The following is a 14,133-nucleotide window of genomic DNA, read 5'->3' on the forward strand; positions in this document are numbered from 1 at the left end:
ATTAGGTTTTAGAGATAGAAGATAAGGGGAGAGGAAGATGAAAATGAGCCATCCTTGCTTCAAAAAAAGTGCTTAATAAACAAAGTGATATAAGAAAACGTTCATGCGTTTGACGTGTTATATAGGGTCGAATCATTGATAGTACAGAGTAAATATGGTATAATGAGCCAATAGAGTAAAGAAAGAAGGTGTAAGTATGGGATTCACAGGAGAAACTGTTCGGTTTCGGTTGGATGATGTCAACAAACAAGAAATCAGCGAAACCTTGAAAAATGTGTACCGTTCTCTTGATGAGAAAGGCTACAATCCAATTAACCAGATTGTGGGATATGTATTGAGTGGAGATCCAGCTTATATCCCTCGTTATAATGATGCGCGTAACCAAGTTCGTAAATATGAACGTGATGAAATCGTAGAGGAATTGGTACGTTTTTACTTGAAGGGAAATGGAATTGACCTTTGATGAGAATAATGGGATTGGATGTAGGTTCTAAAACAGTTGGAGTTGCAATTTCGGATCCTCTTGGTTTTACAGCGCAGGGGTTGGAAATTATTCCGATTGATGAGGAAAAGGGTGAGTTTGGCTTTGAGCGTTTAACAGAGTTAGTTCAGCAATATAAGGTCGATACATTCGTCGTAGGCCTACCTAAAAATATGAATAATACTAGCGGTCCACGTGTTGAGGCAAGTCAAGCCTATGGTGATCGATTGGTAGAGTTATATGGCTTGCCGGTCAAGTATCAAGATGAACGCTTGACCACGGTAGCTGCTGAGCGCATGTTGATTGAGCAAGCAGATGTCAGCCGCAGTAAGCGCAAGAAAGTCATTGATAAGTTAGCTGCTCAGCTTATTTTGCAAAATTATTTAGATAGAACATTTTAAGGAGTAACACATGGCACATAACCACGAACATGATCATAACCACGAGGAGCGTGAATTTATCACTTTAGTAGATGATAATGGAAATGAAACCTTATTTGAAATTCTGTTGACCATTGATGGGCAAGAGGAGTTTGGTAAAAATTACGTTCTCCTCATTCCTGCTAGTGCAGAAGAAGATGAAAATGGGGAAGTTGAAATCCAAGCCTACTCATACATTGAGAATGAAAATGGAACAGAGGGAGACCTCCAACCAATCCCAGAAGACGCAACAGCTGAGTGGGATATGATTGAAGAAGTCTTTAATAGCTTTATGGAGGAGTAAAAACGTCCAGTGGACGTTTTTAGCCTCACTCCATAAAACTAGAAAGAGTGATTAGTCCAGTGGACGTTTTTAGCCTTTCTCCATAAAACTAGAAAGAGCGATTAGCCCAGTGGATGTTTTTAGCCTTTCTCCATAAAACTAGAAAGAGCGATTAGCCCAGTGGATGTTTTTAGCCTTTCTCCATAAAACTAGAAAGAGCGATTAGCCCAGTGGATGTTTTTAGCCTTTCTCCATAAAACTAGAAAGAGTGATTAGCCCAGTGGATGTTTTTAGCCTCGCTCCATAAAGCTAGAAAGAGTGATTAGTCCAGTGGATGTTTTTGGCCTTTCTCCATAAAACTAGAAAGAGTGATTAGTCCAGTGGACGTTTTTAGCCTCATATCTAGAACGGAGATGGAGATTATTTAGGACTAATAATAGAGGATACGAGAGTGGTGTACCAGCTCTCGTATTTTTATGTTCTAAGCCCTTTTGTTTATAGTCAGAAGAAGTTGAACTCCTTATACTCTTTAAAAATTAAAAGGATACTTGGTCAACTTGCCTTGATGAACGCTCGTTCTACCTTCGGCTTCGATTATAAGGAAATGAGCAGTGCTCATCTCATTTCCAACCGTTCACAATTCTTAATTGTGAGAGCTAGTCTACTTTTGATTTTTATTGAGTATTAGAATAGGGAGGTCTGTTGTTAGGAATATTTTTTGAGTAAAATAAAAGCACTCTTTAGGCGTCTAGACTTAGAAATAAGGCCTAGGGCTACTGTACATTCTTTCCTCCTTAAGAAACAATATTAAAGAAAATTTTAATACTGAGGAGTGAAATAAGATTGTCATGCTTTATTATTTGTGTTATAATATATAGACATTTTTAGGAGAGTGAAAGATGAAAAAGGAAGGATTTGGAGAGAAAGTTCGTCGATTAAGAGAGGAACGTGGCTGGACTAGAGAGCAGTTTTGTGATGGAGAGTTGGATTTAACCGTTCGACAGCTGACACGGATCGAGTTAGGTGTTTCAAAGCCAACTCTGACAAAGATATTTTTTATTGCGCAGCGTTTGGGGCTATCTTTGTTTGAGCTGATGCCTGACTATATTGATTTACCTGATCAATATCTAAAACTCAAGTATGATATTTTGCGTACTCCAACCTATGATCAGCTTGATTTGATTGAAAAACGCGATAAGAAGCTACTCGAAATTTATGATTACTTTTACGATATGTTGCCAGACATTGAAAGACTTGCGATAGATACCGTTCAATCAATTATTGATGTGTTAGAAACCCAGTCAAAGGTCTTTGGAAAAGACATTATCGAAATGTATATTCCTAAAATAGAATGGAAGCAAAAATATGATGTCAATGATCTGTTGATTATTCATCTCTTTATTGAACACGCTTATCTATCAACAATGTCAAAGGCTTCTGCTAGTAGGAAAACATTTTTAAGATTCGTAGCAGAGTTGCCGAAACAAGTAGCAATGATGGAGCCGGAAGATCTTTTTATCCTTCGAAATGTCATCTTTGCGGCCATTCGTGTATTGGGAGCTAAGGGAATTTGTGAACCTATTCCAAGCTTATTTCAAGGGATTGAGCATATCATGCAGATTACACAAGATTTTCAAAAATATTCGATTTTTAGTATGCTACGGTGGAAATATGAACTGTTGGCACACCGAGATGTTCAGAGAGCCTATATCTATTGCAAAGAAGCGATGATCTTTGCGAACTTGATGGGAAATCGGCATTTGGTAGAGCGATTGCACAGCCAGTGGCGGCTTGACACGATGGATTTCACGACATTTTTGTCCTGTTGATTTTCTTAATGGTCTATTATACTAGGACTATCAAGAAAAAAGGAGGTAAGAATGATGAAGCCAAAGAGCTATGTTGCTACAATTGACTGGTCGGATTGGTGGGTGAAATAACCAATGTCATTCAGATAAGCGGTCCTATTTGATATAGGGTCGCTTTTTTACAACATTCGTCACAAATCACATTCTGATCTCGGTGTTTCACCTTACCAAACTTCAGTTTCATCGCTTAGTCAGATTCTGATTTTTATAGTCTTTTAGTTTAAATTATAGTTGTTTCGTTTACTTTTAGTACTAGGCAAGGAGCTGCAGGCTGCTTCAACAGTCTAATGACTGTTGAAGGTTGGAAATCATACTGACGATAGTCAGTAACAATCGTAGAGTACGGCAAAGCGAGTTCCAATCATCTTCTAGATGATTGGAAGTTGGAAATAGAGAAACGGAGTTTCCACAATCGTCGAAGTAATAAAAGTTAAACTAAATGAGTATAATACTTTGTAATATTTCACTTTAATAGTGTGGAGGCAAGCACTCTCCTTTCGAACTTTTATCCCTCATTTTTGAGCCAAAAGCCTCAAAAATTCTATCCTAGACACTAACAAAGTTCTTGTTCAGGATACTACTATGAGGGGCAATATCTTTTAAAGGATCACTTCGTTGCTATTTATTTGTTGGTATCAACTTATTCGCGCACTCTATCTTAAAGGTAAAAGGATGTATAAAATAGCAACGCATTTATAATGTTGGTGAGATAGTTTAGTATTTTTTTGATTTTTTCCCCTAAAGTTGTTAGTATAGAAAAAGCAGGGAGGTAGAAATGACAAGGTTAGATAGATGGTTACAGACAAAGCAAGGGCAGCTCTACCGTTACAAGATGGAGAAAGTGCAATATAGCTTAGATTTGTTAGGGCATCCAGAGAAAGATTTGCCTGTTATCCATGTAGCTGGTACGAATGGAAAAGGATCTACTATCGCTTTTTTAAAAAATTTACTAGAATCACAAGGGTTTCGTGTTGGGATTTTTGTATCTCCGCACATGGTAACGGTTCACGATCGTATTTGTATCAATGGGACACCTATTCCAGAAGTTATTTTTCAGGAATTGCTAGAGGTAATTTTTGTATTGGAGCAGGAAGTAGTCCAGGTTTATGAGCCCTTTCGATATTTTGAAGTGCTGACTTTGGTCATGTTGCTCTATTTTAAAGGGCAGTCTTTAGATTTTGCCCTAATTGAGGTTGGGATAGGTGGTTTATTGGATACTACCAATATCGTAGCTCCCTTAGTAACGATTATTACTTCTATCGGTTTGGATCATCAAGAGTTACTTGGTTCTCGCATAGAAGATATTACAGAGCAAAAAGCAGGTATCATAAAGTCGGGAGTTCCTGTGTTAATTGGTCCTGTCGATTCTACAGCCCTTGAGATTTGTCGCAAAAAGGCAGCTATCCTGCAAGCACCAATTTATTGCCAAGGCATGGATTTTTCCTTAAAAAATGGCTTGTTTACCAATAAGACTTGTAAGTTTGAAGGGCTTATGCTAGGATTGGTTGGCCAACATCAAGAAGAAAACGCCGCTCTTGCTTTGCAGGCTTTTAGCCTACTCATGGAAGAGCGCAATGTATCAATCAAGAAAACAATTGTAGAACAAGCCTTGCAAACAACAACCTGGGCAGGTCGCTTAGAAAAAGTTGGGCGGCAGGGTCGGATTTATTTAGATGGAGCCCACAATCTTCCTGCTATTGAACGCTTGGTGGAATTTCTCCACTCCCTTTCAGATAAGAGGGTAACGATTCTCTTTTCAGCCTTAAAACGAAAAGATTTCAGAGAAATGTTGGACTATATCCAAAAAAGGATACCCCAGGCTAAATTGGTATTAACGAGTTTTGCCTATGATGGGGGGATAGACGAGCTGGATTGTCCAGACGAACTACCTTACGTTGCAGATTATGTACAATTCATTCAAGAGTGGGAAATGAATGCCAAAGATAATGCGCTATTATTGATTACAGGTTCACTCTACTTTATTTCAGAAATTCGGAAATATGTTTGCAAAGATAGCTAAAACGGTTGTAGTTTTATAAATAGACAGATATGGTAGACGAAGAAAGAAGTATTTAGGGATTCAGAGGTGGTGTTACGAACGATTTTGAGACTTATACTCTTTAAAAATCAAAAGGATACTTGGTCAACTTGCCTTGGTGAAGGCTTGTTCTACCTTCGGCTTCGATTATAAGGAAATGAGCGGTACTACTCTCATTTCCAACCTTTCACCATTCTTAATTGTGAAAGCTAGTCTACTTTTGATTTTTATTGAGTATTAGAATGCCGTGTTTGGAGTTATTGTATTGCCGAAATAAGAAATGACAGGCGGTCTACTTTTTGTTATAATAAAATGAATTGTATAAGGAGAAACCAATGACAGAGACAGAAGTGACATACAGTCGTTCAGAGAATTATTCAAGACGCGGTCGCCGTGTATACCAAGATAGACAGCCATTATCCCTTAATGAAGATTTTCAGAAAGATATACCTAAAACCAAGATAATTCCATCTTTATTATGGAGTATTATCTTGAGTTTTCTTAGCGTTGCGAATCCATTTTTGACTCCGTTTGCTATGAATATGCAGTCTCAAGATTTATATGCAGGTTTTGCTATGCATGCAGGTCAAAGCCCCTATGGTCAATTTTTTGGTACGAGTGGGGTATTGTACTATTTATCCGTATATGTAGGTTCTGCATTTGGAACGACAGTAGGTCTTGCTTTTTTACAGTGGCTGGTTTTGTTTGTTGCCGGTATTTATTTTTATAAGATTTGTGGCTATATCAGCCAATCAAGTCGTCTGGCTGTAAGATTACAACATTGGTTTTACTTGTTTATTCTGGCTTTGACTATTGGGGGAATTCAGGCAAGTTTGTTTGCACTACCGTTTGTGTTGGCTGGTCTGTGGTTTCTATTGCGTTATATGGAAGAAGCCATTCGTGATGAAGGCTTCATTTTATATGGAATCTATGGTGCAATTGCTTTTATGATCTATCCCAAGAGTGTCTTGCTCTGGGTGGTATCTGTCCTTGTCTTGACGGTTTACAATATAGTGCAACATCGGAAGGCAAGGGGGGTGTACCAAGCCTTAGCGACGGTCTTTGGTTTTCTTCTTGTCGTTTATTCAGTGGGCTACTATACTTTTGTAGAGCAAATTTTAGGAGCAGCTATTCAACAGACGTTTTTCTATGAGTTTAGCTTGAGATTTTCATATGATCATCTTGGTTGGACACTTATTCAAATCTTCCTATTCTTGCTTCTATCGGGATTTTTAAAGAGTCTATTTCACTTACTGTTCTCAATAGGACGGGGAAGATTTATTTATTTCAAGAGTATGATTGTCTTAGCATTTGTATTACACCTCCTCTTTTTAATAGCAGGTGGGCGATTTGAGCTAAGCTATTTGGTTTTACTCCTGCCCTATGGTTTTGTCATGGCTTTGTTGGCTAAGTCTTCGATTATTTCGAATGAAGAGTTGTTGGCTAAAAAGATGCATCAGTATTCTTATCTTCAATCCCATCTCTATCTACCCTTGCTTGGGCTTTTGTTCCTTTTGGTGGTAAAACCAGCGATTACTTATTTTATTGAGGGAGATGTGATGATGGATCGTCAAGAAGTTGCCCTTTACATTAAGGAACATTCACAAAGTTCAGATACCATTTATACTTGGGATAACAGCGCTCAAATTTATCTTCAAAGCGAACGGTTATCAGCAGGAGAAATTCTGACAGCTAGTCCTTATTTGGATACCAAGAACAATCAAGATAGTTTAGTCTTTGATTTAAATAAGAATAAGGCCCGCTATATTGTGGTCAATCCCCAGCTTCCCCTTCTTGATAGTATCAAAGCAAACTTAGAAAAAAATTATGAAGAAGTAGAGCTAGAGACGAATCGTCTCACTTTGTATGAGAAGAAGGAATGAAAATGATTGTGTAAGCAATCATTTTTTTACGATCATTTAAATCTATATATTGTGTTTTTTTATAAAAAAACAAGAAAAATGATACTAGATGTTGAATTTATCTTTGTGAAGTGATACACTAGAGAAAGATAAATGCGCAATGGAAATCAAATAGTTTAGGGAAACGAGGATAAGGGGAATTAAAATAGTTAATAACTATTTTGAGTGAGAGAGGAAAAATAGTTTTTCTCAATCGCTTACCAAGTCAACTTGTTCCAGTATCGTTTCGATTTTCAAAGAGTATATGAAAGGGGAGCATGTAAAATGTTCGAGCAAACCAAACAGAAGGTACTACCTGATATTCTTGTTCTAAAGCGGGATGGGCGTGCAGTCGCATTTGATGCGGATAAAATTTTAGTGGCGCTTGGTCGAGCGAATGATGAACTAGACCATCCTTGTTCAAAGGCGAGGCTTCATCAGGTTGTAGAGGCTGTGTTAGTTGAGATTAGCCGTCGCTTTCATCAGGATATCCAAATTTATGAAATTCAGACGATTGTTGAGCAGGAGTTGTTGAAAGCTCACTTGTATGAATTAGCAGAGGTCTATATTCAATATCGAACCAAGCGGGATTTTGAGCGTCATCAAGCAATGGATATCAACTTTACTATTGAAAGGCTCTTGACCAAAGATCAGACGGTGGTCAATGAAAATGCGAATAAGGATAGTGATGTCTTCAATACCCAGCGAGATTTGACGGCTGGTATTGTTGGGAAATCCATTGGTCTTCAGCTGTTGCCAGCTCATGTGGCTAATGCCCATCAAAAGGGCGAGATTCATTTTCACGACTTGGATTATAGTCCTTACACGCCGATGACTAATTGTTGCTTAATCGATTTTAAGGGTATGCTGGCAAATGGTTTTAAGATCGGAAATGCTGAGGTGGAAAGTCCCAAGTCTATTCAGACGGCTACTGCGCAGATTTCACAAATTATTGCTAATGTTGCTTCAAGTCAGTACGGTGGTTGTACGGCAGACCGGGTAGACGAGTTGTTGGCCCCCTATGCGGAGTTGAATTATCAGAAGCATTTGAAAGATGCAAGTCAGTGGGTTTTACCTGAAAAGCAGGCGGACTATGCGCGTGAAAAGACAAAAAAAGACATCTATGATGCCATGCAGTCCTTGGAATATGAGATCAATACCTTGTTTACTTCAAATGGTCAGACTCCCTTTACTTCTTTAGGATTTGGCTTAGGAACTTCGTGGTTTGAGCGTGAAATTCAACAGGCAATTTTACGGATTCGGATTAAGGGGCTGGGTAGCGAGGAGCGGACAGCGATTTTTCCTAAATTGATTTTTACATTGAAACGTGGATTAAATTTAGAAGAAGGTAGTCCCAACTATGACATCAAGCAGTTGGCATTGGAATGTGCAACCAAGCGGATGTATCCGGATGTTTTGTCTTATGATAAGATTACAGAGCTAACAGGTTCATTTAAAGCTCCGATGGGGTGTCGCTCTTTCTTACAGGGCTGGTTAGATGAAAATGGTGAAGAGGTCAATTCTGGTCGGATGAACCTCGGGGTTGTGACCCTCAATCTTCCTAGGATTGCTATGGAATCTGGAGGTGATATCCTCAAATTTTGGGATATTTTTGAGGAACGTATGGGAATTGTTAAGGATGCTCTAGTATATCGTTTACACCGTGTCATGGAGGCGCATCCAGCTAATGCTCCTATTCTCTATCAATACGGAGCATTTGGAAATCGCTTGGGTAGAGATGATGAAGTGGGGCAGCTCTTTATCAATCGCCGAGCGACAATCTCTTTAGGTTACATTGGTCTATATGAAGTTGCCACTGTCTTTTATGGCGGTGACTGGGAGACCAACCCGGTTGCTAAAGAATTTACCTTGGATATTATTCGCATCATGAAAGAGCAGGTAAGTACTTGGTCAGACGAGTATGATGTGCATTTTTCGATTTACTCGACCCCGTCTGAGAGTTTGACGGACCGATTTTGTCGTTTGGATCGGGAAAAATTCGGTCTGGTTAAGGACATCACAGACAAGGAGTATTACACGAATTCTTTCCATTATGATGTGCGTAAAAATCCAACACCTTTTGAAAAGATAGAATTTGAAAAAGATTATCCAGAGGCAGGTGCGACAGGAGGCTTTATCCATTATTGTGAGTATCCTGTCTTGCAACAAAATCCTAAAGCGCTGGAGGCTGTTTGGGATTTTGCCTATGACCGTGTGGGCTATTTGGGAACGAATACCCCAATTGATCGCTGTTATCAATGCCATTTTGAGGGTGATTTTACACCGACTGAACGGGGATTCAAATGTCCAAATTGTGGTAATACTGACCCTAAAATGGTGGATGTGGTTAAGCGGACCTGTGGCTACCTAGGCAATCCGCAGGCGAGACCGATGGTCAACGGTCGTCACAAGGAGATTGCTGCGCGTGTCAAACACATGAATGGATCCACGATATATGTAAAAGGAGATACGGATGGGGAAATATCAACTAGATGATAAGGGCAGAGCTCTTGTCGAGCGTTACCACGAAAGACATTCCAAAGGTGGTAGGAATAAAAAAGATAAGATTGCGCAGTTACGGGAACAATTTTTGAAAAAAACAGGGAAAATAAAGTAAGGATGGGTAGATAGGATCTTGTAGTCTTTCTTCTCTGGTATTTAGGTTCAAGTATCAATTGCTACTGCCTGGATGGTGTTATAGCTCAAATTGTTTGTGGGATAAAATGTTTTATGAGATCAGTACTTTTATTCTCACGATGTTAAGGAGAAAACAATGGAATTAAGAAGACCCACTCTAGCAGATAAAGTGGCTGTTTTAGAGATGATGGAGGAGTTTCGCAGCTGGAATAGCCCTACAGATGGTTTTGGGGGTGGAGAGACGATGGACTATGAAGACTGGTTAGAAAGAAATGTTATGGCAGAGATGGGCTTGGGACTTCCAGAGACTTTTGTGCCGTCGATTCAATATGTCTCTTTTGATGCTAGCAAGCAAGCCCTTGGTTTTTTGAATCTTCGCTTGCGTCTCAATGAGCCTCTACTTCAGCAAGGAGGTCATATCGGCTACTGCATTCGTCCGAGCGAACGCTGTAAGGGTTATGCCAAAGAGCAGTTATATCTTGGTTTGGTAGAAGCAAAATCGAAAAATATTTCCCGTGTACTAGTGACCTGCTCTCTGGATAATGAAGCTAGTCGTCGTACCATTCTTTCACAAGGAGGGCAGCTAGAAAATCAAATTGGGGAGACTGAGCGCTATTGGATTGATGTGGAGGAGTTATGAATAACCCAAAGCCACAAGAGTGGAAAAGTGAAGAATTGAGTCAAGGACGAATTATTGATTATAAGGCATTTAACTTTGTAGATGGAGAGGGGGTGCGCAATTCTCTCTATGTTGCGGGTTGTATGTTTCATTGCGAGGGTTGCTACAATGTTGCCACCTGGTCCTTTAAGGCAGGGATTCCTTATACAAAGGAATTAGAGGAACAAATCATGCAAGATCTGGCCCAACCCTATGTGCAGGGCTTGACCTTGCTAGGAGGGGAGCCCTTTTTGAATACAGGCATTCTCATTCCCTTGGTTAAGAGGATTCGTAAAGAGCTACCTGATAAGGATATTTGGTCTTGGACGGGGTACACTTGGGAAGAGATGATGCTAGAAACACCGGATAAGTTGGAATTGCTCCGCTATATTGATATTTTGGTAGACGGGCGTTACGATCGCACGAAACGCAATCTTATGTTGCAATTTCGAGGCTCGAGCAACCAACGTATTATCGATGTGCCTAAATCTCTTTCACAAAACCGAGTTGTGATTTGGGAGAAATTGCAGGATGGATTGAACCAATATGAGCAAATAAAGCGAGATAAACAATAGTGCTACAATTATGATATAATGGTAGCACTATGCTTGTAGGAAGTACGATAGCTCTTCCTGCGTAGCTACTAAGATAAGAAAAGAGAGAAAATGTACGATTATCTGATTGTTGGAGCAGGTTTGTCTGGCTCTGTGTTTGCTTATGAGGCGGCTCAGCGTGGCAAGAAAGTAAAGGTGATTGACAAGAGAGACCATATTGGAGGAAATCTCTATTGTGAGTTAATAGAAGGAATCAAGGTGCATAAGTACGGGGCTCATATTTTCCACACCTCCCATAAACGGATTTGGGACTATGTCAATCAATTCACGGAATTTAATCATTATGTTAATTCTCCTCTTGCCAACTACCAAGGCAAATTATATCATTTGCCCTTTAATATGAATACTTTTTACGCCCTCTGGGGCACCAAGACCCCGCAAGAAGTCAAGGAGAAAATAGCAGAGCAGACCCAGCATTTACAAAACATTGAACCTCGAAATTTAGAGGAGCAAGCCTTGAAGCTGATTGGAAAAGATGTCTATGAAATTCTGATTAAAGGTTATACAGAAAAGCAATGGGGATGTTCTGCAACGGATTTGCCACCTTTTATCATCAAACGTTTACCGGTTCGGTTTACCTTTGATAATAATTACTTCAATGACCGCTATCAAGGAATTCCAGAGCAAGGCTATAATGTCATCATAGAGAAGATGTTAGAGGGCATTGAGGTCGAGTTGAATGCAGATTTCTTTGAAAAGAGATTGGATTGGGAAGCCCAGGCTCAAAAGGTTGTCTTTACAGGGATGATTGACCAGTACTTTGACTACAAGCATGGGGAATTGGACTACCGGGGGCTTCGTTTTGAACATGAAGTGCTTGCGATGGACAATTACCAAGGAAATGCTGTGGTGAACTATACAGAGCGAGAAGTGCCCTATACTCGGATGATTGAGCATAAGCATTTTGAATTTGGTCATCAGGAAAAAACAGTTATTACGAAAGAATACCCAGTCGATTGGCAAAAGGGGGATGAGCCCTATTATCCAATCAATAATGCAGGCAACAATGCCATTTTTGATAAATATGCCAAGGAGGCAGAAACAATCAAGGATAGGGTCATTTTTTGTGGCCGTTTAGCAGATTACAAGTACTATGATATGGATAAGGTCATCAAGCGGACGCTTGAGATAGTGGATGCAGAATTTGATGACTGATTAGACAGAACACCAGATTGGCTAGGAGCAGTCGGGTGTTTTTGTGTACGTATTATTGGAATTTTGTCAACTGTAGTGGGGAGGTGAAAAATGAGGCTTTATACTCAATAAAAATCAAAAGTTGACGAAGTATCCTTTTGATTTTTATTGAGTATTAGAAGAGGGAACACTTATTCTCTCTTCCCTTATGGTTAAGGTGGTGACTGAAAATGTTGGAATTCAAGAGTATTGTGGTTGATGGTTTTGATGAAGTGGTTCTCCGCTTCCAGTTTTGTATTTGAGTAATGGAATTTGTCAATCCTACCTCTCTTCTTCAAAAAAATTCTAAGAATAGTTGAAGGAGAGGAGTTGGTGGAGCTCGTTTAATGTTCAACTAGACCAGCAAAATGATAACTCAGTAATATTAGCTAGAGTGATAGACTAGATATTAACTCTTTATCAAATAGAGGTAAGTTAGTCGATAGTTTTTAAGGGGAGCTACTTTTTAATATCTATGCTTTATGGTATAATACAATGGGTTATTGATGATTGAGAGGAGTCTGTAATGAATCACCAGCGGAATTATGGAATTGATTTGCTTCGCTTTATTTTAATGTTTATGGTATGTATATTACATGTACTTGGACAAGGTGGGATTTTGGAGGCTGTTCCGATAGGTTCTTTAGGACATAAAGTTTTTTGGCTAATAGAAATTAGCTCGTATTGTGCAGTTGATTCTTTTGCGATTATAAGTGGCTATATTGCAACTGATGGTAGGCATAGATATGAGAAAATAGTTTCTATGTGGTTTCAAGCATTTTTTTATTCCTTTATCTTTACTATTTTTCTATCTATTCTCGGAGTAGGGAACGGATTGGGAACGATAGATTTTAAGCGAAGTATCTTTCTGGTTACTTTTGGCAGTTTTTGGTATTTTACTGCTTTCTTTGCCTTATTTTTTGCAATGCCCATTCTGAATAGGTTTTTGTTTGCAATTAATGAGGTGCAAAGCAAGAAAGTGTTCATTGTTCTTACGTTACTATTTTCAGTTATGGGGAGCTTTGGAGATCCATTTAAATCGCAAATTGGATATTCTGCCATTTGGCTGATGGTATTATACTCTATTGGTGTTTTAGCGAAAAGGTTAAATTTGTTTGCACGGAGGAAATCCGCTACACTCATTATAGTATGGCTACTATGTATTTTCATTACTTGGTTTACCTACATCATTAAAGGCGACATGTTTTATATTAGCTATATTTCACCTACGATTGTGCTATCGGGCTTGATAATGGTCACTCTCTTTTCTAGACTTCGAATCAATCCCAAAGTTATTACAGTGATTTCGAAATTATCTCCGTATGCTTTTGGTATTTATTTGTTTCAGTCTAATCATATTATTTTTAATAATGTGATTAAAGGAAGCGCTGCATTTGTGGTAGACAAATCGCTTGTTGTAGGGATTCTATATGTATTTTTCTATGCCTTTTTAATTTTTATCTCGGGGTTATTTGTGGAGATAGTAAGAAGCAAGATTGATAGACTATTGCACATCCCAGCTTTGAGCCAAAAGATTGTACATGCCTTTGATACATTGTTTTTGTTGTTATTTAAATTCTTTGTTTAGTTATTTGAAGATGGATACCTGTGAAATCAGATAGTGTTTCGTTGCTCTCACAGGTATTTTGTATTGCTTTATTTTTGGGGCTACAAGACCTACTGCTATTGCCCTGACCATGTCATACAAAACCTTTATAGTCATTTTGATTGCTCCCTTAAATAGTGCGGATGTAAGCAACCTCCCTGCGGAGTTTCCTTCCTTATTTTGAGGTCCAAAGTTTTACAAATCCCGTCCTAAATAAGCATTTTATCATTATCTAGGATACCACTACGACGGGAAGTCTCTTTTAAAACTAACTCACTATAATACTACTTACGATGGAATCAGTCTTGGTTTAGCTTCAAAAAAAGTTTTTTGACCAAATTTTGACCAAAATGTTGAAAGACGGCTCTATAATTTCTGTAGTGGGTAAATCCACTGTAGAGATTATGGAGCCTTTTTGAGTATAGAAAAAAAGTCCCATATGACTTATAATGAAA

General features: G+C 38.8%; 12 protein-coding genes. All 12 read left to right on the forward strand.

From position 1 onward, the window contains the following. Positions 1 to 196: 196 nt before the first annotated feature. The 12 genes from ACVPON_RS04720 to ACVPON_RS04775 all read left to right on the forward strand — a co-directional run bounded on the left by ACVPON_RS04720 (position 197) and on the right by ACVPON_RS04775 (position 13,660). A complete protein-coding gene (locus tag ACVPON_RS04720; protein WP_462876676.1) occupies positions 197 to 463 on the forward strand; it encodes an IreB family regulatory phosphoprotein in 267 nt (88 codons plus the stop codon). Beyond that, complete coding sequence (gene ruvX / locus ACVPON_RS04725; RefSeq protein WP_462876678.1) at positions 463 to 882, forward strand: Holliday junction resolvase RuvX; 420 nt, start codon at positions 463 to 465, stop codon at positions 880 to 882. Before ACVPON_RS04720 ends, ruvX begins: the two co-directional genes overlap by 1 nt. Before the next feature lie 10 nt (positions 883 to 892). Beyond that, the gene (locus ACVPON_RS04730; RefSeq protein WP_462876680.1) at positions 893 to 1,204 is read left to right on the forward strand and encodes a DUF1292 domain-containing protein; all 312 of its coding nucleotides are present in this window, start codon (positions 893 to 895) and stop codon (positions 1,202 to 1,204) included. A gap of 878 nt (positions 1,205 to 2,082) precedes the next feature. Further along, complete coding sequence (locus ACVPON_RS04735; protein ID WP_462876682.1) at positions 2,083 to 3,012, forward strand: helix-turn-helix domain-containing protein; 930 nt, start codon at positions 2,083 to 2,085, stop codon at positions 3,010 to 3,012. An 814-nt stretch (positions 3,013 to 3,826) separates the two neighbouring features. Beyond that, complete coding sequence (locus ACVPON_RS04740) at positions 3,827 to 5,071, forward strand: bifunctional folylpolyglutamate synthase/dihydrofolate synthase (RefSeq protein WP_462876684.1); 1,245 nt, start codon at positions 3,827 to 3,829, stop codon at positions 5,069 to 5,071. 353 nt (positions 5,072 to 5,424) lie between these two features. Next, a complete protein-coding gene (locus ACVPON_RS04745) occupies positions 5,425 to 6,972 on the forward strand; it encodes a quinol oxidase (protein WP_462876686.1) in 1,548 nt (515 codons plus the stop codon). A gap of 303 nt (positions 6,973 to 7,275) precedes the next feature. Next, a complete protein-coding gene (gene nrdD, locus ACVPON_RS04750) occupies positions 7,276 to 9,486 on the forward strand; it encodes an anaerobic ribonucleoside-triphosphate reductase (protein WP_462876688.1) in 2,211 nt (736 codons plus the stop codon). Next, positions 9,464 to 9,607 (forward strand): hypothetical protein, encoded by a 144-nt coding sequence (locus tag ACVPON_RS04755; protein ID WP_462876689.1) that lies wholly within the window; start codon positions 9,464 to 9,466, stop codon positions 9,605 to 9,607. The genes nrdD and ACVPON_RS04755 overlap by 23 nt, the downstream gene beginning before the upstream one ends. A 156-nt stretch (positions 9,608 to 9,763) precedes the next feature. Then, positions 9,764 to 10,267, forward strand: a complete 504-nt coding sequence (locus ACVPON_RS04760; protein ID WP_462876691.1) for a GNAT family N-acetyltransferase — start codon at positions 9,764 to 9,766, stop codon at positions 10,265 to 10,267. Next, complete coding sequence (gene nrdG / locus ACVPON_RS04765; RefSeq protein WP_462876693.1) at positions 10,264 to 10,860, forward strand: anaerobic ribonucleoside-triphosphate reductase activating protein; 597 nt, start codon at positions 10,264 to 10,266, stop codon at positions 10,858 to 10,860. The genes ACVPON_RS04760 and nrdG overlap by 4 nt, the downstream gene beginning before the upstream one ends. Before the next feature lie 90 nt (positions 10,861 to 10,950). Further along, positions 10,951 to 12,054 carry a UDP-galactopyranose mutase gene (glf, locus tag ACVPON_RS04770; protein ID WP_462876695.1) on the forward strand — a complete coding sequence of 368 codons (1,104 nt, stop codon included), beginning with the start codon at positions 10,951 to 10,953 and terminating at the stop codon, positions 12,052 to 12,054. Between the two features lie 544 nt (positions 12,055 to 12,598). Then, positions 12,599 to 13,660: an acyltransferase family protein gene (locus ACVPON_RS04775; protein WP_462876697.1), complete on the forward strand. Its 1,062-nt coding sequence runs from the start codon at positions 12,599 to 12,601 to the stop codon at positions 13,658 to 13,660. The last annotated feature ends 473 nt before the right edge of the window (positions 13,661 to 14,133 follow it).

It is taken from the genome of Streptococcus sp. 1F3 (assembly GCF_054968985.1).